Annotated in this window: 18 protein-coding genes and 1 riboswitch; of the genes, 4 read left to right on the forward strand and 14 right to left on the reverse strand. The window is 72.9% G+C overall.

All coding sequences use genetic code 11. The annotated features are described in order from the left end of the window. Positions 1–39 precede the first annotated feature (39 nt). The gene (locus tag ABZ457_RS07625; RefSeq protein ID WP_359154984.1) at positions 40–564 is read left to right on the forward strand and encodes a type II toxin-antitoxin system PemK/MazF family toxin; all 525 of its coding nucleotides are present in this window, start codon (positions 40–42) and stop codon (positions 562–564) included. A gap of 101 nt (positions 565–665) precedes the next feature. On the opposite strand, the gene ABZ457_RS07630 is transcribed toward ABZ457_RS07625, so the two are convergent. The 10 genes from ABZ457_RS07630 to clpS all read right to left on the reverse strand — a co-directional run bounded on the left by ABZ457_RS07630 (position 666) and on the right by clpS (position 8,993). Beyond that, entirely contained in the window at positions 666–1,616 is a 951-nt protein-coding gene (locus tag ABZ457_RS07630) for a cysteine synthase (RefSeq protein WP_359154986.1), read from the reverse strand. Then, positions 1,616–1,894: a MoaD/ThiS family protein gene (locus ABZ457_RS07635; protein ID WP_359154988.1), complete on the reverse strand. Its 279-nt coding sequence runs from the start codon at positions 1,892–1,894 to the stop codon at positions 1,616–1,618. The genes ABZ457_RS07630 and ABZ457_RS07635 overlap by 1 nt, the downstream gene beginning before the upstream one ends. Positions 1,895–1,983: 89 nt before the next feature. Next, positions 1,984–2,118 carry a putative leader peptide gene (locus tag ABZ457_RS07640; protein WP_359154990.1) on the reverse strand — a complete coding sequence of 45 codons (135 nt, stop codon included), beginning with the start codon at positions 2,116–2,118 and terminating at the stop codon, positions 1,984–1,986. Positions 2,119–2,162: 44 nt separating this feature from the next. Then, positions 2,163–2,996: an ABC transporter ATP-binding protein gene (locus tag ABZ457_RS07645; RefSeq protein WP_359154992.1), complete on the reverse strand. Its 834-nt coding sequence runs from the start codon at positions 2,994–2,996 to the stop codon at positions 2,163–2,165. Continuing rightward, complete coding sequence (locus ABZ457_RS07650; RefSeq protein ID WP_359155150.1) at positions 2,993–4,000, reverse strand: iron ABC transporter permease; 1,008 nt, start codon at positions 3,998–4,000, stop codon at positions 2,993–2,995. Before ABZ457_RS07650 ends, ABZ457_RS07645 begins: the two co-directional genes overlap by 4 nt. 556 nt (positions 4,001–4,556) lie before the next feature. Continuing rightward, a complete protein-coding gene (locus ABZ457_RS07655; RefSeq protein ID WP_359154995.1) occupies positions 4,557–5,549 on the reverse strand; it encodes an ABC transporter substrate-binding protein in 993 nt (330 codons plus the stop codon). Positions 5,550–5,582: 33 nt separating this feature from the next. After that, positions 5,583–5,705, reverse strand: a riboswitch (cobalamin riboswitch). 91 nt (positions 5,706–5,796) lie between these two features. Continuing rightward, complete coding sequence (locus ABZ457_RS07660) at positions 5,797–6,225, reverse strand: M67 family metallopeptidase (protein WP_359154997.1); 429 nt, start codon at positions 6,223–6,225, stop codon at positions 5,797–5,799. A gap of 90 nt (positions 6,226–6,315) precedes the next feature. Then, positions 6,316–7,761 (reverse strand): amino acid permease, encoded by a 1,446-nt coding sequence (locus ABZ457_RS07665; protein WP_359155152.1) that lies wholly within the window; start codon positions 7,759–7,761, stop codon positions 6,316–6,318. A gap of 327 nt (positions 7,762–8,088) precedes the next feature. Next, positions 8,089–8,682, reverse strand: coding sequence for a DUF2017 domain-containing protein (locus tag ABZ457_RS07670; protein ID WP_359154999.1), 594 nt, complete (start codon positions 8,680–8,682; stop codon positions 8,089–8,091). Continuing rightward, entirely contained in the window at positions 8,682–8,993 is a 312-nt protein-coding gene (gene clpS, locus ABZ457_RS07675; protein ID WP_359155001.1) for an ATP-dependent Clp protease adapter ClpS, read from the reverse strand. Before clpS ends, ABZ457_RS07670 begins: the two co-directional genes overlap by 1 nt. Before the next feature lie 208 nt (positions 8,994–9,201). On the opposite strand from clpS, the gene ABZ457_RS07680 reads away from it, so the two are divergent. Together ABZ457_RS07680 and ABZ457_RS07685 are read left to right on the forward strand one after the other, a co-directional pair. Further along, positions 9,202–10,530 (forward strand): nicotinate phosphoribosyltransferase, encoded by a 1,329-nt coding sequence (locus tag ABZ457_RS07680; protein ID WP_359155003.1) that lies wholly within the window; start codon positions 9,202–9,204, stop codon positions 10,528–10,530. A gap of 192 nt (positions 10,531–10,722) precedes the next feature. Continuing rightward, positions 10,723–11,310: an isochorismatase family protein gene (locus tag ABZ457_RS07685; protein WP_359155005.1), complete on the forward strand. Its 588-nt coding sequence runs from the start codon at positions 10,723–10,725 to the stop codon at positions 11,308–11,310. Between the two features lie 110 nt (positions 11,311–11,420). On the opposite strand, the gene ABZ457_RS07690 is transcribed toward ABZ457_RS07685, so the two are convergent. Both ABZ457_RS07690 and ABZ457_RS07695 read right to left on the reverse strand, forming a co-directional pair. Continuing rightward, complete coding sequence (locus ABZ457_RS07690) at positions 11,421–11,753, reverse strand: hypothetical protein (protein WP_359155008.1); 333 nt, start codon at positions 11,751–11,753, stop codon at positions 11,421–11,423. A gap of 120 nt (positions 11,754–11,873) precedes the next feature. Then, positions 11,874–14,282, reverse strand: a complete 2,409-nt coding sequence (locus ABZ457_RS07695) for an immune inhibitor A domain-containing protein (RefSeq protein ID WP_359155010.1) — start codon at positions 14,280–14,282, stop codon at positions 11,874–11,876. A gap of 416 nt (positions 14,283–14,698) precedes the next feature. Here ABZ457_RS07695 and ABZ457_RS07700 point away from each other — a divergent pair, with 416 nt between their 5' ends. After that, positions 14,699–15,022 carry a hypothetical protein gene (locus ABZ457_RS07700; protein WP_359155012.1) on the forward strand — a complete coding sequence of 108 codons (324 nt, stop codon included), beginning with the start codon at positions 14,699–14,701 and terminating at the stop codon, positions 15,020–15,022. On the opposite strand, the gene ABZ457_RS07705 is transcribed toward ABZ457_RS07700, so the two are convergent. Together ABZ457_RS07705 and ABZ457_RS07710 are read right to left on the reverse strand one after the other, a co-directional pair. Next, positions 15,011–15,811, reverse strand: a complete 801-nt coding sequence (locus ABZ457_RS07705) for an RDD family protein (RefSeq protein WP_359155014.1) — start codon at positions 15,809–15,811, stop codon at positions 15,011–15,013. The genes ABZ457_RS07700 and ABZ457_RS07705 overlap by 12 nt on opposite strands. A gap of 86 nt (positions 15,812–15,897) precedes the next feature. Next, the gene (locus tag ABZ457_RS07710; protein WP_359155015.1) at positions 15,898–17,367 is read right to left on the reverse strand and encodes an RDD family protein; all 1,470 of its coding nucleotides are present in this window, start codon (positions 17,365–17,367) and stop codon (positions 15,898–15,900) included. Positions 17,368–17,382: the final 15 nt, after the last annotated feature.

Below are 17,382 nucleotides of genomic sequence, written 5' to 3' on the forward strand. Positions count from 1 at the left end.
TCCGGACAGGGCCGGACGGGCGAGGGTACCGTCTGGACCATGGACTCGTGGTGGTGGCTCGCCGTAGGCGCGGTCGTGGTGCTCGCGCTGGTCGTGGCCCTGTCGGACGCCTTCGGGCGGAGCGGACGCCCGGCGCGGCGGCGCAGGCCCCCGGCGCGGCCGGGTGAGCGCGCCCGGGGCGGGGTCCGTCCCCCGCGCCCGGCCGGTCCCCGGCCCGGGCGGCCCGGCGGCCGGGAGCGCGGCGGACCGGAACCGGCGCCCCGGGCGGGCGAGATCTGGTGGGCGGACGTGCCCTACGAGGACGGCCCCGGCTCCAAGGACCGGCCGTGCCTGGTCCTCTCGGTGCGCGGCGGGACCGCCCTGGTCGCGAAGATCACCAGCAGGCACCACGAGGAGCGGCCCGGGGTGATCGCGCTGCCGGCGGGCTCGGTCGGCGACGCGCGGGGGCGGGCGAGCTTCCTGGAGACGGACGAGCTGCGCGAGGTCCCGGTGCGGGAGTTCCGGCGCCGGGTGGGGAAGGCGGACCCGGCCCTCTGGGCGCGGGTGCGGCACCTGGCCGCCTGAGCCCGCCGGGTGCCACGGCCGGGCCCGGAGCTGCGGAGACCCGGCCGGGCGGGGCCGGGCCGGGTCGTCACGTCACGTCACGTCACGTCACGCAGCGGGCATCAGGCCCAGAGCTGGCCCTGAAGGGTCTCGATCGCTTCCTCGGTGGTGGCGGCCGTGTAGACCCCGGTGGAGAGGTACTTCCAGCCGCCGTCGGCGACCACGAACACGATGTCCGCGGACTCCCCCGCCTTCACCGCCTTGCGGCCGACGCCGATGGCCGCGTGCAGGGCCGCGCCGGTCGAGACGCCCGCGAAGATGCCCTCCTGCTGGAGGAGTTCACGGGTGCGGGTGACCGCGTCCGCCGAGCCGACGGAGAAGCGGGTGGTGAGCACGGAGGCGTCGTACAGCTCGGGGACGAAGCCCTCGTCGAGGTTGCGCAGCCCGTACACCAGGTCGTCGTAGCGCGGTTCGGCGGCGACGATCCGCACGTCCGGCTTGTGCTCGCGCAGATAGCGGCCCGCGCCCATCAGGGTGCCGGTGGTGCCGAGGCCCGCCACGAAGTGGGTGACGGAGGGCAGATCGGCCAGGATCTCGGGGCCGGTGGTGGCGTAGTGGGCGCCCGCGTTGTCCGGGTTGCCGTACTGGTAGAGCATCACCCAGGACGGGTTCTCCTCCGCCAGCTCCTTGGCCACGCGCACGGCGGTGTTGGAGCCGCCGGCGGCGGGGGACGAGATGATCTCGGCGCCCCACATGGCGAGCAGGTCCCGGCGTTCCTGGGAGGTGTTCTCCGGCATGACGCAGACGATGCGGTAGCCCTTGAGCCGGGCCGCCATCGCCAGCGAGATGCCGGTGTTGCCGCTGGTGGGTTCGAGGATCGTGCAGCCGGGGGTGAGCCGGCCGTCCTTCTCCGCCTGCTCGACCATGTGCAGGGCGGGCCGGTCCTTGATGGAGCCGGTGGGGTTGCGGTCCTCCAGCTTGGCCCAGATCCGGACCTCCTCGGAGGGTGACAGCCGCGGCAGGCGGACCAGCGGCGTGTTGCCGACGGCCGCGAGCGGGGAGTCGTACCGCATCAGCGCATGCCGCCGGCGACGGCCGGGAGGATCGTCACGTTGTCGCCGTCGGAGAGCTGGGTGGAGATGCCGTCCAGGAAGCGGACGTCCTCGTCGTTGAGGTAGACGTTGACGAAGCGGCGGAGCTGGTCCCCGTCGACGATGCGCTCCTGGATGCCGGTGTGGCGGGACTCGAGGTCGGCGAACAGCTCGGCGAGGGTGTCGCCGTTGCCCTCGACGGCCTTGGCGCCGTCGGTGTAGCTGCGGAGGATGGTCGGGATGCGGACCTCGATGGCCATGGTGCGGTCTCCTGTCGGAACGGGTGCGTAGGGCGCGCGGCCGGTACCCCGCGCGAGGGGTGCTGCTGGGGCTGAGGTGCGTCCGCGCGTCAGGCGGCGCAGGCGCCCGGACGGGGGGCGCGCGCCGTACAGATCGCGCTGGCGAGGCGGCACAGATCGACGTGCAGCCGCGCAACGAGCAGCAGGGTGCTCGGCGTCTTGTCGCTCACGTCTGGGACAACCATGCGGTCATCGTATCGATTCCCTGTCCGGGATCCGGAGTGTGATCTCAGATGATGGACGCTCTCCGCTCACCATGCGGTCGTGGGAGATAGGTGACCGAGGGTGCGCCGGTGCGCGGGTGCGTCGCGACCTCCGCGTCCACACCGTAGACCTCGGCGAGCAGCTCGGTGGTCAGCACCTCGGCGGGCGGGCCGGCGGCGACGGCGCGGCCGCCGTCCAGGACGAGGAGCCGGTCGCAGTAGTAGGCGGCGATGTTGAGGTCGTGCAGGGCGAGCAGGGCGGTGGTGCCGAGGCCGCGCACCAGGGAGAGGACGTCGAGCTGGTACCGGATGTCGAGATGGTTGGTGGGCTCGTCGAGCACCACCAGGGCGGGCCGCTGGACGACGGCGCGGGCGACCAGGGCGCGCTGGCGCTCGCCGCCGGAGAGGGTCGGGAAGAGGCGGTCGGCGAGGCCGGTGATCCCGACCAGGTCGAGGGCGGCGTCGACGGCGGCGGTGTCGCCGGTGTTCTCCGGTTCCCAGAAGCGCTTGTGCGGGGCGCGGCCCATGGCGACGATCTCACGGACCGTCAGTTCGAAGTCGGTGTGGCCGTCCTGGGGGACGGTGGCGAGGCGGCGGGCCCGGGCCTTGGTGCCCATGGTGTGCAGGTCCTCGCCGTCGAGGAGGGCCAGGCCGCCGGTGGGGCGCAGGGTGCCGTAGACGCAGCGGAGGAGGGTGGTCTTGCCGCTGCCGTTGGGGCCGACCAGGCCGAGGGTCTCGCCGGGCTCGACGGTGAACGAGACGCCGTCGACGAGGAGTCGGCCGCCGTCGGCCCGGTGGGACAGGTCCTCGACGGTGAGGCGGGCGGCGGGGGCGGTGGTCGGTGGCTGCCCGGGTTTCATACGGTGGCTCCTTCGCCGCGGCGGCGCATCAGCCACAGGAAGAGCGGCCCGCCGGTGAGTGCGGTCAGTACGCCGACGGGGACGTCCTGCGGGGCGGCGACGGTCCGGGCGGCGAGGTCGGCGACGACGAGGGCGACGGCCCCGCCGAGCGCGGCGACCGGCAGCAGCGCGCGGTGCCCGGCCCCGACGAGCAGCCGGGCGGCGTGCGGGACCATCAGGCCGATGAAGCCGACGGCGCCGCTGACGGCCACCATCACGGCGGTGACCAGGGACACCAGGACGAAGACGGCGGCCCGGAAGCGCGAGGTGTCCAGGCCGAGCAGGGTCGCGCCCTCCTCCCCGGCGAGCATCAGGTCCAGGGGCCGGGCCAGGGCGACGAGGACCACGAGCCCGGCGGCGAGGACGGCGCCGGGCACCAGGATGCCGTCCCAGCGGGCGCTGCCGAGGCCGCCGAGGCTCCAGAACAGCGCCTCCCGGAAGTGCTCGGGCCGCCCGGAGGCGATGAGGACCAGGGTGGTGAGCGCGGTGAGGATGTACGAGACGGTGACGCCCGCGAGCACCAGCCGGCCGCCGGTCATGGCCCCGCCCCGGCGGGCGAGGAACCACACCGCGACGGTCGCGGCGAGCGCCCCGGCGAAGGCGCCGGCCGGCATGGCGACGGCCGTGGTGAGACCGCCGCCGACGCCGAGGACCAGGACGACGACCGCGCCGGTCGAGGCGCCGGAGGAGATGCCGAGGAGGAACGGGTCCGCGAGCCGGTTGCGCACCAGCGCCTGGAGGACGGTGCCGACGACGGCGAGCCCGGCCCCGACGATCGCCCCGAGCAGCACCCGGGGCAGCCGGACGTCCAGCAGGATCGTGCGGGTCGGGCTGCGTTCGGCCTGCCCGGTGAGCACGGCCAGCACCTCCCCGGGCGGTATCCGCACGGACCCGAGGGCCAGCCCGGCGACGACGGCCACGGCGAGCGCGACGACCAGCCCGCCCGCCACGGCCACCACCCGCATCCGCCCGGCGGGCGCGACGGCCCGGCGCGGCGGGGCCGCGCACGGGGTCGCCTTCCGGCGGCGGGCCGGCCCGGTCCTGGTCTCGGTCCCGGGTCCGGTTCCGGTCTCGGTTCTGGTTCCGGTCTCGGTCGGCGCCGCCCCGCCCGGCGGCCCGGAGGCCGCGCGCTGCGCCGCTTCCGGGCCGGCGGGCGCGGGCTCCGCCGCGGGGGCGGGGTCCGGACCAGGGCCGTCCGGACCGGCCGCCCCGCCGTCCGGCGAGGTCGCCCGGCCGGAGGCCGGCGGGGTCCCACCGGGCACGGGCTCCGCCGCGAGGGCGGGGCCCAGACCGGCGGCAGCCGGCTCGGCCGCCCGATCGTCCGCCGGAGTCACCCGGCCGGAGGCCGAGGAACTCGCCCGGCCAGCGGCCGGCTCGGCCGCGAGGGCGTCCGGCGGAGTCACCCGGCCAGGGGCCGGCTCGGCTGCCGGGACGTCCGGCGGAGTCACCCCGCCAGGGGCCGAGGAGCCCGCCCGGCCTCCGGCCGGTGGAGGGACGCGGCGCGGGGAAGGGCGCACCGGGTCAGCCCTTCGGGCCGGACGGGTGGAGCTGGTCGGCGAGGCGGGCGACGGCGTCCGGCGCGCGGACGCCGAGGACCGCGTCGGAGAGCGGCAGCACCGCGAAGCGCTTGTTGCGGATCGCCGGGACGTCCGCGAGGGCCGGGTCCTCCAGGAGGCGCTTCTTCTTCTGCTCCACGGTCGTGGACCCGTAGTCGTAGATCACGACGACCTCCGGCTTGCGGGCCACGACCTGCTCCCAGCTCGCGTCGCCGAAGGCCTTGTCCAGGTCGGCGAAGACGTTCCGCCCGCCGGCCCGGGTGATCATCTCGTTGCCGATGCCCTTGCCGCCCGCGGTGAACGCCGTCTTGTCGCCGCTGTCGTAGACGAAGACCGAGACCGGCTCCGTGCCCTTCAGCTTCCCGGCGGTCGCGGCGACCCGCTTCCGGGCCTCCTCGTTCCAGGTCTTCGCCCGGTCCGCGACCCCGAAGGTGCGGCCGACCTCGTCGATCTCGCGGTAGACGTCGTCCATCGTGGCCGGGCGGTCGGTGCAGCTCTCGATGTTGAGGCGGCTGTCGACGCCCGACTTCGCGAGGTCGTCGCGGCTGAGCCCGTCCTTGGCGTCGAAGGCGCTCGCGTAACCGCCGTAGACGAAGTCCGGGTTCGCGGCGAGGAGCTTCTCCTTGGAGGGGTACTCCTTGGCGAGCACCGGGACGCTGTCGTACGCCTTCTTGTACGCGGGCAGCACCGCGTCGTCCAGATAGGCCGTGCCGATCAGGGACTTCTCCAGCCCGAGGGCGAGCATCACCTCGGTGACGTGCTGGTTCATGGTGACGACGCGCTCCGGCGGGGCGTCGAAGGTCGTCTTGGTGCCGCAGTTGGAGACCGTGTAGGGGAAGCCGGGGGCCGCCGCCTTGCGGTCGGGCTTCGTCTCGGTGGTGCCGGCGCCGCAGCCGGTCAGCGGGACCAGCAGGGCGGTGACGGCGGCGGCCGTCAGGGCGTACGGGTGCCTGGGCATGGCGGGGCCTCCTCCGGGGATGTCCACGTCCCCTGGCCGGTCGGAGCAGGCGGCAGGTCAGTTCCTGACTTCCAGGCGCGGAGCCTGGTCACAGTGGCGGGACCGTGCCGGTGTCGCACCGGCTTCCTGGACCCTGCCGCCCTGGTGTCGTTGATCGGATGATCGGGCTCAGTATGCCGCCGGTCCCGATCCGCCCCGGCACCGCCCCCGGCCGGGGCCCGTCCACCGCCCGCCGTCCCGGAGTCCGTCAGACCGGGTACGCGTCCACGACCTCCACGTCTTCCTCCGTGATCACACCGTCCACGATGCGGAACGAGCGGAACTGGAAGGGGCCCGCGTCGTCGGTGTCCGCGGTGGAGACCAGGACGTAGTGGGCGCCGGGCTCGTTGGCGTAGGAGACGTCGGTGCGCGAGGGGTACGCCTCGGTGGCCGTGTGGGAGTGGTAGATGACCACCGGCTCCTCGTCGTTGTCGTCCATCTCGCGGTAGAGCTTGAGGAGGTCGGCCGAGTCGAACTCGTAGAACGTGGGCGACCGGGCGGCGTTCAGCATGGGGATGAAGCGCTCGGGGCGCCCGGAGCCCTCCGGGCCCGCGACGACTCCGCACGCCTCGTCGGGGTGGTCCTCGCGGGCGTGGGCCACGATCCGGTCGAACAGGGCTCGGGTGATGGTCAGCATGGGCGACAGAATAAGCGGGCGGCCTCCGGATCCGAGATCCGGAGACCGCCCACTGAGACGACCGGTGGGACGCGGGCCGCGCCCCGGGGGTCAGCCGCCGATCGACGAGGTCTCGCGCTCGCGCTCGGCGATCTGCGGGTCGCCCTTCTTGAGGACCCGCCAGCCGACCGCCAGGCAGACGGCCCAGAACGCGGCCACGTACAGGCAGACGCGGGCGTCCTTGTCGTAGGCGATCATGCAGGTCACGCCGGCCAGGAAGATCAGCGCCACCCAGCTGAACAGCGCGCCGCCCGGGGCCGGGAAGGAGGAGGCGCGCAGCCGGCCGGCGTCCACGGCGGAGCGGTAGCGGATATGGCTGATGAGGATCATCATCCAGGTCCAGATACCAGCGGCGGTGGCGACGGAGACCACATAGCCGAACGCCTTCTCCGGGACGACGTAGTTGAGGACCACGCCGATGCCCATGAGGCAGACCGAGACGCCGATGCCGACGGCCGGGGTGCGGCGGCGGTTGAGCTTGCCGAAGGCCTGCGGGGCCTCGTGGTTGGAGGCCAGGTCGCGCAGCATCCGGCCGGTGGAGTACATACCGGAGTTGCAGGACGACAGGGCCGCGGTGAGCACCACGAAGTTGACGATGCCGGCGGCGAGCGGGATGCCGATCTTCTCGAAGGCGTGGACGAACGGGCTCTGGCCCGCGGAGAACTCGGTCCACTTGACGACGGAGAGGATCACGACGAGGGCGCCGACGTAGAAGATGATGATGCGCCAGGGCAGCGTGTTGATGGCCTTGGGCAGGGTCTTCTCGGGGTTCTCGGACTCGCCCGCGGTGACGCCGACGAGCTCGACGGCGAGGTAGGCGAACATGACGCCCTGAAGGGTCATCAGGCTGGAGCCGATGCCGTTCGGGAAGATGCCGTCGTGGGCCCAGAGGTTGGAGGCGGCGGCGGTGTCACCGGCGTCGGAGAAGCCGAGGGTGAGGACGCCGAGGCCGATCACGATCATGCCGATGATCGCGGTGACCTTGATCATGGAGAACCAGAACTCGACCTCGCCGAAGATCTTCACCGAGATCAGGTTCACGCCGAAGAGCACGACCAGGAAGACCAGCGCGCTGACCCACTGCGGGATCTCCGGGAACCAGAAGTGCATGTAGATGGCGGCGGCCGTGAGTTCGGCCATGCCGGTGACCACCCACATCAGCCAGTACGTCCAGCCCGTGACGAAGCCGAAGAACGGACCGAGGAACTCCCGCGCGTACTCGGCGAAGGAGCCGGAGACCGGACGGTAGAGGAGCAGCTCGCCGAGCGCCCGCATGATGAAGAAGATGACGACGCCCGCGAGCGCGTACATCAGGATGATGCTGGGTCCGGCCTTGGCGATGTTCGCCCCGGCGCCCATGAACAGGCCCACGCCGATGGCGCCGCCGATGGCGATCATCTGGACCTGACGGCTGCCGAGTCCGCGCTCGTAGCCCTCGGACGAGGTGTTGCTCCCGGCCTCGCCGCCGGCGTTCTTGTCGACCTGCACCGAGGTCATGGTGGTGCGCCCTTTCTCCATGCTGATCCGCTCCGCTGCGTAGCGGCCGCGGACCAGGTCCTGATCCCCCCGGATGTGGATGGAGTGCCACCGGCGGTCTGCCGGCCCAAGCGCCCTCGGGAGACATGGGTGGCGTTCCCGAGCGGTCGTGAAGATCTATCACGCCCGCAACGGTGATCCACTCGGGGAATTGTGGTGCACACCACAGGGAGAACAGGACATACGGGGCGCACGCGCCGATAGGGCGCCACGGACTTGGGAGGATCTTTATCCGGATCTGAGCGTCCGCTGAGCGAACACTTCCTCACCCTGCGTGACCGCGCACGGTCACGACATCAGCGTCTCCACCAGGGTCTCCTGGAGCGCCCCGAGCCAGAGATAGGCCATCACCATGGGCTTGCGGGGGTCGGAGTCCGGCAGCCGGTAGAGGGAGTCGCTCTCGTCCTCGTCGCCGACCTCAAGCCGGGTGCCGATGGTCAGGCGCAGGTCGTTGAGGGCGCCCAGCCAGTGCAGGCAGTCCTCGCCGCCCAGCTCCAGCACGGCCCCGCCGTCGCCGGCGGGGGTGAGGGAGTCGAGGGTGCGGACCACCGCGAGGGCGTCCTCGCGCTTGCGGGTGCGCAGATCGGTCTCGGTGAAGCGGCGGAACTCGGCGGAGCGGGCCCGCAGTTCCTCGTCCGCCGCGTCGGCGCCCGGGCCGGTGTACGCCTCCGGGAAGAGGCGGGCGAGGGCCGGATCGGCGGGCGGCTCGCTGGGCCCCTCGGCGAACAGGGCGGCCAGCGGGTCCTCGCCCTTGGCCGGCTCGTCGCCGGGGCCGATCAGCTCCAGGAGCTGGACCGCGAGGGAACGCAGGATGGAGATCTCCACCTCGTCCAGCACCACGGCGGCGCCGCCGCCCTTCAGCGGCTCGAAGTGAGAGCTCATCAGTTCCGGTCCTGGGAGAGGGTGGCCCACAGTCCGTAGCCGTGCATCGCCTGCACGTCGCGCTCCATCTCCTCGCGGGTACCGCTGGAGACGACGGCGCGCCCCTTGTGATGGACGTCCATCATCAACCTGTGGGCCTTGTCCTTGGGATAGCCGAAGTACGCCTGGAAGACATAGGTGACATAGCTCATCAGATTGACCGGGTCATTGTGCACGAGGGTCACCCAGGGCACGTCCGGTTCGGGGACGGCAGCGATCTCCTCGGCCGACTCGGTCCGCTCGATCTCCAGTGGCACGGTCACTCCACCCATGCTGCCACCTGACACCCCCCGTCGCACAAACGGCCCCGGTACCCTCCCCGGCCGCCGACGGCTCGCGGCGGACCCGCTCCGAGAGATCTCGTCAGATTGACGAAATGGGGTGTACGCTTCTGGCCATGGCCGCACCGGACGGGGGCGGACCCCGTTCGTCCTGCCTCCGGGACGGGCGGCCGGACACGAAAACGCGAGGTTGATCGTCGTGAATGTTGCGGACCTTGGACTGCCGGTGGACGTCCCGTCGACCGCGCTCTTCACCGACCAGTACGAGTTCACGATGCTCCAGGCGGCGCTCAAGGCCGGCACGGCGGAACGGCGCTCGGTCTTCGAGGTCTTCACCCGGCGGCTGCCCGAGGGCCGGCGCTACGGCGTGGTCGCGGGCACCGGCCGGGTCCTGGACGCGGTCGAGAACTTCCGCTTCGACCAGCCCGTCATCGACTTCCTGCGCGAGCACCGCATCGTCGACGAGCCGACCCTGACCTGGCTGGCCGGCTACCGCTTCCGCGGCGACGTCCACGGCTACCCGGAGGGCGAGGTCTACTTCCCCGGCTCCCCGATCCTGCGTGTCGAGGGCTCCTTCGCCGAGTGCGTCCTGCTGGAGACGGTGATCCTCTCCATCCTCAACCACGACTCGGCGATCGCCGCCGCGGCCTCCCGGATGTCGGCGGCGGCCGGCGGACGGCGGCTGATCGAGATGGGCGCCCGGCGGACCCATGAGCTGGCCGCGGTCGCCGCCTCCCGCGCCGCCTACGTCGGCGGCTTCGACTCCACCTCCGACCTGGCGGCCGGCTTCCGCTACGCCATCCCCACCGTCGGCACCAGCGCCCACGCCTTCACCCTGCTCCACGACAGCGAGCGGGACGCCTTCCGGGCCCAGGTCGACTCCCTCGGCCGCGGCACCACCCTGCTGGTCGACACCTACGACGTGGCCGAGGCGGTGCGCGCGGCCGTCGAGATCGCCGGGCCCGAGCTGGGCGCCGTCCGGATCGACTCCGGGGACCTCCTCCTGGTCGCCCACCGGGTGCGCCGGCAGCTCGACGAGCTGGGCGCGGTGAACACCAAGATCGTGGTCACCTCCGACCTGGACGAGTACGCCATCGCCTCGCTGGCCGCCGCGCCCGTCGACTCCTACGGCGTGGGCACCCAGCTGGTGACCGGCAGCGGCCACCCGACCTGCTCGATGGTCTACAAGCTGGTGGCCCGTGCCCGGTCCGCCGACCCGGCCGCGCCGCTGGAGCCGGTGGCGAAGAAGTCCCTGGGCGGGAAGACCTCGATCGGCGGCCGCAAGTGGGCCGCCCGCCGGCTCGACGACCAGGGTGTCCCGGAGGCGGAGGTCATCGGCACCGGTGAGGTGCCGCGGGAGCTGGCCGGGCGGCAGCTGCCGGTCCCGCTGGTGAAGGGCGGCGAGGTGGTCGCCCGGGAACCGCTGGACGCGGCCCGCGAGCGCCACATCGCGGCCCGCGCCGCGCTCCCGCTCTCGGCGACGCAGCTCTCCCGGGGCGAGCCCGTCCTGCCGACCGAGTACCTCTGACCGGGCACGTCCGGCCGCGTACTGACCGGGCTGTCCGGCCGGGGCCGGGCAGGCGCACTGCGTCCGGCCCGGCGGACACGGGCCCCGGCCCGCACCGCCCCTTCCCGCACGGCGGCACGAGTGGCTACGCTCGGTAGTGCCGCGAACCCCGCTCCCCCTCCGCCACCACCACACCACCGAAGGACACCCGCCATGCACCGCGCGCTGATCGTCGTGGACGTCCAGAACGACTTCTGCGAGGGCGGCAGCCTCGCGGTCACCGGGGGCGCCGACGTGGCGGCCGCCGTCACCGAGCTGATCGGCCAGGCCCAGGCCGGCTACCGGCACGTCGTCGCCACCCGCGACCACCACATCGACCCGGGGGACCACTTCTCCGCCCACCCGGACTACGTCGACTCCTGGCCCCGCCACTGCGTCGCCGGCACCGAGGGCGTCGGCTTCCACCCGAACTTCGCCCCCGCGGTCGCCTCCGGCGCCGTCGCCGCCGTCTTCGACAAGGGCGCGTACTCGGCCGCCTACAGCGGCTTCGAGGGCTCCGACGAGAACGGCGCCACCCTCGCGGAGTGGCTGCGCGACCGGGAGGTCACCGAGGTCGACGTGGTCGGCATCGCGACCGACCACTGTGTGCGCGCCACCGCCCTGGACGCGGCCCGGGAGGGCTTCACCACCCGGGTGCTGCTGGACCTGACGGCGGGCGTGGCCCGGGCGACCACCGACGCCGCGCTGGACGAGCTGCGCGCGGCGGGCGTGAAGCTCAGCGGCGACCCGGTGGTGCGCTGAACCGCGGTGAACCCGGTGGTGCGCTGAAACGGTCCGCCGTCCCGCGCCGCTGCGAAAACGGTCCGCCGCTGTCCGCCGCGCGCCCACCGGGCCCGGGGCGGACCCGCGCCTCAGCCGCGCTGGGCGACCGGTCTGAGCAGGGCCCGTATCGGGTGCCACAGCTCCTGGGACGGCGGCCGGCCGGAGCGGACCTGGTCGCACCGCCACAGCAGGCCGTCGGGATGGTGCAGCACGGCGGTGATCTCGTCGGGGGTCGGCGGCTCCGTGTTGCCCCGCAGGTAGACCGCCCGCAGCCCCAGGTTGCGCAGCCTGGTCAGGGCGCGCGCTCGGTTGGCGGCATGGACCAGGAACCGGACCGTCGTCCCGTCCCCCACCGGATTCGGCAGGCTGAGCGCGACGACGACGCTGCCTCCTGGCAGCTTGGCGAAACCTCCGCCGGGCATGCGAAACCACTCCCCCGAGAGTCACTGTCAATAAGAACTTCGTCCCCGCACCTAAACACGATCGGCCGCCGCCCGCTAGAGGGCGACGGCCGATCATGCTTTGACCTGCTGTTTTACCGATTACTTGCCCGAAGGGCCGACCTTGATCTTGATCGTCTGGCCGTTCTTCGGCTGGTCGACGATCGAGATGCGGGTGTTGGTGTCAGTTACCTTGACACCGGCGGTCGGGTTGTCCGCGGTCCAGTAGGTGCCCTTGCGGTCGTCGAAGACCGAGACGCCCTTCTGCGACGGGATCTTCGTCTTCACGCCGGCCTTGTGCAGGGTCAGCGCGTCGGTCCGGTAGAGGCTGAAGGTGGAGTCGTACGACTGGATGCGGTTGCGCATCAGGGAGCCGTCGGACCACTTCAGCTGCGCCGGGTGGGCGTCGATCGGAAGGACCAGACCCTCACCCGGGTGGACGCTGGTGTTGTTGTCCTTCTGCGAGGTGTCCCACTTCCAGATCAACAGGCCCTTCTGGTACGCGTAGTGCTCGACCCAGCCGTCCTTGGGCGCCGCGAAACCGAAGTTGTACGGGCCCGTCTTCAGCGTGGTGTCGTAGCTGACGTACTGGCGGTTCTCCGCGATGTAGTACTGCTCGTAGTCCTGGGTGAAGGACTCGCCGATGCGGGAGAAGCCGTTGGAGGTCCAGCCGGCGTCGTCGCCCTCGGCGTTGTCGCTGAACAGCGCCTGGCCGTCGGCCTTGACGGTGATCGCGTCGGCCGTGAAGCCCTTGCCGGCCACACCGCCGTCCGTCTGGTAGCGGAAGCGCAGGTCGATCTTCTTGCCCGCGTACGCGTCGAGCGGGTAGACCAGCTTGCGGTGCTGCTCGCTCGGACCGGTCAGGCCCGGCTTGTCACCGGCGTCGCGCGGGATGGCCTTGCCGTCCGCGGTGCCGTCCACGGCCGTCCAGTTGGCGCCGCCGTCCGTCGACACCTCGGTGTAGAGGTAGTCGTACTCGGCCTCGATGTCCCACCAGCCGTCCAGCTCCAGGGAGGCGGCGGACTTGCCGGTCAGGTCGACCGAGCGGGTCAGGGTGTTCTTGAGGTCGTCGCCCATGTCGCTCCACCACTGCTTGGAGCCCTCGGCGGGCTTCACGACGGTGGTGGTGACGGCGCGCTTGGGCAGCTCGACGATCAGCGCCTGCGGCCGCTTGGTGTTGTACGCGGCGACGCCCAGGGTGTGCGAGGACTTCTTGCCCGCCTTGGCCGTCTCGTAGTTGAGCCAGCCGAGCTGGAGCTTGTCCCAGGCGGTCATGTCGCCGGGCAGGTCGCCGATCGAGTCCTTGCCGCGGCCGAGCCAGGAACCGGACGACATCAGGGTCCAGAAGCCGGTCGAGTTCTCGCCGCCCTGGGTGTCGTAGTGGTCCGGCAGACCGAGGTCGTGGCCGTACTCGTGGGCGAAGACGCCGAGTCCGCCGTTCTCCGGCTGCATGGTGTAGTCGCCGACCCAGATGCCCGAGTCGCCGATCTGCGTGCCGCCCGCCCGGTTGTTCGCCGGACCGGTCTTGCCGGCGTCCGTGCCGTAGGCGTACCAGCGGTGGGCCCACAGGGCGTCCTCGCCCTGGGCGCCGCCGCCGGCCGACTCGTCCTCGCCCGCGTGGACGATCTGGAAGTGGTCGATGTAGCCGTCGGGCTCGTTGAACTCGCCGTCGTTGTCGAAGTCGTAGCGGTCCCACTTGTCGTACTGGGCCAGCTGCGCCTTGATCTGGGCGTCGGTGCGGCCCTGGGCCCTCTGGTCCGCCGTCCACGCCGTGACGCCGTCGCGGACCGCGTCCCACACGTTGGCGCAGTTGGACTGGCCGCAGTAGTTGGAGCCGTAACGGGCCTCGTTGTAGTCGACCTTGACCCAGTCGGAGACCTCGCCCTCGACCGAGTAGCGGCCCGAGGAGGTCTTCTCGAAGTAGGTCTTGACGGACTCCTTCTTCTTCCCGTTCTTGTCCTTGCCGGTGCCGAAGTAGAGGTCCTGGAAGTGCTTGCGGTTGTAGTCCGCCTGCCAGGCCGTCGAGTTGTCGACCTTGCGGTCGGGCTTGGCGATCCGGTTGTGCAGCGGACCCGGGTCGCCGCCGTACTTCTTGACGGGCGGCTCGGGGCCGTCGCCGTCGGGGTCGTGCATCGTGGTGTTGTCGACCTTGTCGCCGAACTCGACCAGGATGGTGAAGATCTTGTCGGTCTTCTCCCGGCCCAGCTCCACGTACTTCTTGTCGTGGAGCTTGACGACCTTGGAGCCGCCGCGCTTCTGGACCGTGGCCTCGCCGGATATGACCTGCTCCAGGGCTGCCTGGCGCTGCATCTCCTGCTGCTTGCTGAAGGGTCCGTCGAGGTCGTGCTCGACATGGCCCTTGTGGGGGGCCGGGTCGTGGCGCTCGATCGCCGCCGGTCCCGCCGGGCGGTCGTCGGCCTGGGCGAAGGTGACCGCCGAGGCCGTAGCGGTCGTCGCCGCGAGAGCCACGACGACCGCGGACGCTCTGAACGTCCGTCGCTTGCTGGTCACTTGATGGTGTCCTCCCCCGCGTCCCGTCGCCGGCGCGGACCGGATGGTGGGGTCGTCCGCGCGCGCGGTGTACGCGTCTCAAGTGACGACATTCGACCGGAGTCGCGGAAGAAAAGACAGACCTTGACTTGAACAGGCCAACTGCACTATGCAGAAGGGGAGATCCGGTATCCGGACGAGTCCGACATCACCCCGCCCGGGGGTCTCCGGCTCCGGGCCCCCGGCGGCGTCCCGGAGGCGCATCGGCCGGGTCCGCCGGAGGGCGCGGTGAATCCGTGCGCCCCCCGTGCACCGGCACCGTGGGTCAGGTCACGCTTACCCGGCGTTCCCCCCGGGCATCCAGGACCGTAAGGTGCTGGACCGTGCGACCAGGTCCAGTTGCCCTGCCCGCCCCTGTCCCGAGGACGGATACCGCGATGCCGCGTCCGACTGCCGCACAGTACGCCTACGGTTCGGCGACCGTCGTCTTCACGACCGTCGCCCTGCTTCTGCTGACCCGTGCGGAGAGCGGCGCCGCCGTCGCCTCCGTGTGCGTCGCCGCCCTGGCACTGGGACTCGTGGTCGCCCTGCGGATTCCGCTGCGCCGCCCTGCCCGAGCGGGCGGCGCCCGGACCACCGGCCGGGCCCCCGCCACCGGGTCGCGGACCGCCGCCGCCTCCCCCTCCGCCGACGGCCTGACCACCCGCGTGCCCGCCCCGCGCGCCGGGGCCCGGGTCGGCGAGCACTCGCTACGCGGCTGACACGACGACGGTCTTGCCCGCCTTGTCGTGCAGCCCCTGCTTGTACGGCTTGTCGGCCGCCACGGTGATCAGGATGACGATCCACCAGACGCAGTAGCAGCACACCAGCGCCGGCACCCAGAGCACCACGGACCGCATCAGCGCCGCGCTGGTGTCCGGTGTGCGGCCGTCGTTGAGCATGGCGACGCGCAGCTTCATCAGCCGCTTGCCGACGGTCCGCCCGTCCGCCCTGGTCATGAGGGTGTCGTAGCCGACGTACGCGACCACCGAGACAAGCGTCCACAGCCACTGCCGGCCCGTGTTGACCTGCTCGGTGAACTCGTCCCAGTCGTCGCCGTTCGACGACCAGTCCCAGCCGCCGAACAGCAGGGAGAGCACCGCCAGCGGGATCGCGATGATCAGGATGTCGATCAGACGGGCCACGAAGCGCTTGCCGAACGGCGCCAGCGGCGGCATCCCGGCGAGCGGGTCCGACCCTCCGTAGGCACCGCCGTACGGGTCGGAGCCGTAGGGCGGGGGCTGCCCGCCGTAGGGGCCGCCCGGGCCCCCTGGTCCGCCGGAGCCGCCCGCGCCGCCGCCGGGCGGGCCGTACGGGGAGCCGCCGCCGCTGCCGTAGGGGTCGCCGCTGCCGGGCGGGGGTGTGCCGCCCGGGCCGCCGTGGGGGGACCCGGAGCCGGGCGGCGGGGACTGGCCGCCGCCGGAGCCCCCGGGCGGACCGGGCTCCTCGGGCCTCTTGCGGAACGGGTCGTCATCGGGCGGCGGGCCGGGCGGCGGCTGGTCGTTGCTCATGGGGGCAGTGCACCCCGGTGCCCCGGGGCCCGCAACGGCTCGCGCGCGTTCGGGGGAACCCCCCGCGACACGGGTATGACGGGGAGTCAGCCGCTGACGAAGGTGTGCACCGCCTTGTCGTGCCAGCACTGCCGCCACGGCCGGTCGAAGACGCACCACAGCACGTTCGCGATCCCCACGACGAGCAGACCGAGCACACCGTAGAGCAGCCAGCGGCGCAGGGCGCCCCCGAAGGACGGCGGTTCATGGGTCTCGATGTCGAGCACCCGCACCCCGCAGAGCTTCTTGCCCGCCGTACGGCCCCACTTGGCGGTCGGCAGCGCCTCGTACAGCACCCCGAGCAGCAGCAGGGCGCCGAGGACGATGCCGAGGTGGACGGCGGTGGTGCCGTCGACCAGCCAGACGGTGACGGTCTCCCCGGACAGCCGGGCCGCCTGGATCTTTCCGTCGATGTGCTCCCAGGCGCTGGTGCCGACGGGTACGGCGACGGCGCCCACCAGCGCGCCGAGCAGCACGGTGTCGATCAGCCGGGCGGTGAGCCGCTTGCCGAGGGAGGCGGGACGGGCGTTCGCCTGGGCCTGCGCGGCCCGGAGGAAGGGGTCGTCGACCGGGGGCTTCCACGGCAGGACCGGCTGGTCGGCGCCGGCGGACGCGGGCCCGGACTGCGCCAGCTGGTGGACCTGCTGCGCCCAGGACGCGGCACCGCCGCCGGGGCCGTCGGTGACGGGGGCGGGGGTCTGCGCGGCCGGGGCCTGCGGGGTGGCCGGGGTCGCCGGTGCCGGGGCGGCGGGCGCGGCCTGCTGGGGCGCGGGCTCCGGGTGCGCGGGGGCGGCCGGCGGGGTCTGGGTCCGGGAGGCGGGCGCGGTGGGGGCGGCCGGGCTCGGGCGCTGGGGCCGGATGGTGACGGTGTGCTCGGCCCTGGGCTCCGCGCCGGGGCGGACCGCGCGGATGGTGACCGTGCCGTCGGTGGGCGGCTCGGCGCCGGGGGCGGGGTCGGCATCGGCGGCGGGGCGGGGCCGGGGTTCGGCCTGCGCGTCGGGCCCCACGGAGCGCATCCCGGGCAGCCTGCCGCCGCTCGGGTCGACGGGGACGGGGCCGGCCGGGTCGGCGGACGCGGACCCCGCCCCGGCCTGCGCGGGCGGGTCGGCGGGGCGGCGCGGATCGGGCGCGTTCCCCGCCGGGCCGGGCGGGCTGCCCCAGGAGACGCGGTTGTCCAGGTCGCCGCCGAAGCCGGACTGCCGGGCGGCGTCGGCCCCCCAGGCGGACGCGGGCTCGGGGCGGGCCGGTTCGAGGCCGGGCTCCTCGTCCAGGAAGACCGGGCCGGTCTCCTCGACGGGGGCCGGGGGCCGCGGGGCGGGCGCGCGGGAGGCACCCGGGGCGGCGGCCGTCGACGCGGGCGGCGTGGGCATGTCCTCGCCGGAGGCGGGCACGGGCCGGCTGGTGCCGGGCACCCAGGAGGCGCCGTTCCAGTACCGGACGTACCCGGGGATGGAGGGGTCCGGGTAATAGCCGGGGGCGGGGCTGGTGTCACCGGTGGCCGGGGTTGGGGCGCTCATCACCGTGGTCCCGTA

Origin of the sequence: Streptomyces sp. NPDC005805, from assembly GCF_040630445.1 — a bacterium.
Classification (GTDB): Bacteria; Actinomycetota; Actinomycetes; order Streptomycetales; family Streptomycetaceae; genus Streptomyces.

Bases quoted from the DNA above. Each gene is read 5' to 3' on its own strand.
- ABZ457_RS07625 (WP_359154984.1), top strand. From the start codon at position 40: ATGGACTCGTGGTGGTGGCTCGCCGTAGGCGCGGTCGTGGTGCTCGCG.
- ABZ457_RS07630 (WP_359154986.1), bottom strand. From the start codon at position 1,616: ATGCGGTACGACTCCCCGCTCGCGGCCGTCGGCAACACGCCGCTGGTC.
- ABZ457_RS07635 (WP_359154988.1), bottom strand. From the start codon at position 1,894: ATGGCCATCGAGGTCCGCATCCCGACCATCCTCCGCAGCTACACCGAC.
- ABZ457_RS07640 (WP_359154990.1), bottom strand. From the start codon at position 2,118: ATGGTTGTCCCAGACGTGAGCGACAAGACGCCGAGCACCCTGCTGCTC.
- ABZ457_RS07645 (WP_359154992.1), bottom strand. From the start codon at position 2,996: ATGAAACCCGGGCAGCCACCGACCACCGCCCCCGCCGCCCGCCTCACC.
- ABZ457_RS07650 (WP_359155150.1), bottom strand. From the start codon at position 4,000: ATGCGGGTGGTGGCCGTGGCGGGCGGGCTGGTCGTCGCGCTCGCCGTG.
- ABZ457_RS07655 (WP_359154995.1), bottom strand. From the start codon at position 5,549: ATGCCCAGGCACCCGTACGCCCTGACGGCCGCCGCCGTCACCGCCCTG.
- ABZ457_RS07660 (WP_359154997.1), bottom strand. From the start codon at position 6,225: ATGCTGACCATCACCCGAGCCCTGTTCGACCGGATCGTGGCCCACGCC.
- ABZ457_RS07665 (WP_359155152.1), bottom strand. From the start codon at position 7,761: ATGACCTCGGTGCAGGTCGACAAGAACGCCGGCGGCGAGGCCGGGAGC.
- ABZ457_RS07670 (WP_359154999.1), bottom strand. From the start codon at position 8,682: ATGAGCTCTCACTTCGAGCCGCTGAAGGGCGGCGGCGCCGCCGTGGTG.
- clpS (WP_359155001.1), bottom strand. From the start codon at position 8,993: ATGGGTGGAGTGACCGTGCCACTGGAGATCGAGCGGACCGAGTCGGCC.
- ABZ457_RS07685 (WP_359155005.1), top strand. From the start codon at position 10,723: ATGCACCGCGCGCTGATCGTCGTGGACGTCCAGAACGACTTCTGCGAG.
- ABZ457_RS07690 (WP_359155008.1), bottom strand. From the start codon at position 11,753: ATGCCCGGCGGAGGTTTCGCCAAGCTGCCAGGAGGCAGCGTCGTCGTC.
- ABZ457_RS07700 (WP_359155012.1), top strand. From the start codon at position 14,699: ATGCCGCGTCCGACTGCCGCACAGTACGCCTACGGTTCGGCGACCGTC.
- ABZ457_RS07705 (WP_359155014.1), bottom strand. From the start codon at position 15,811: ATGAGCAACGACCAGCCGCCGCCCGGCCCGCCGCCCGATGACGACCCG.
- ABZ457_RS07710 (WP_359155015.1), bottom strand. From the start codon at position 17,367: ATGAGCGCCCCAACCCCGGCCACCGGTGACACCAGCCCCGCCCCCGGC.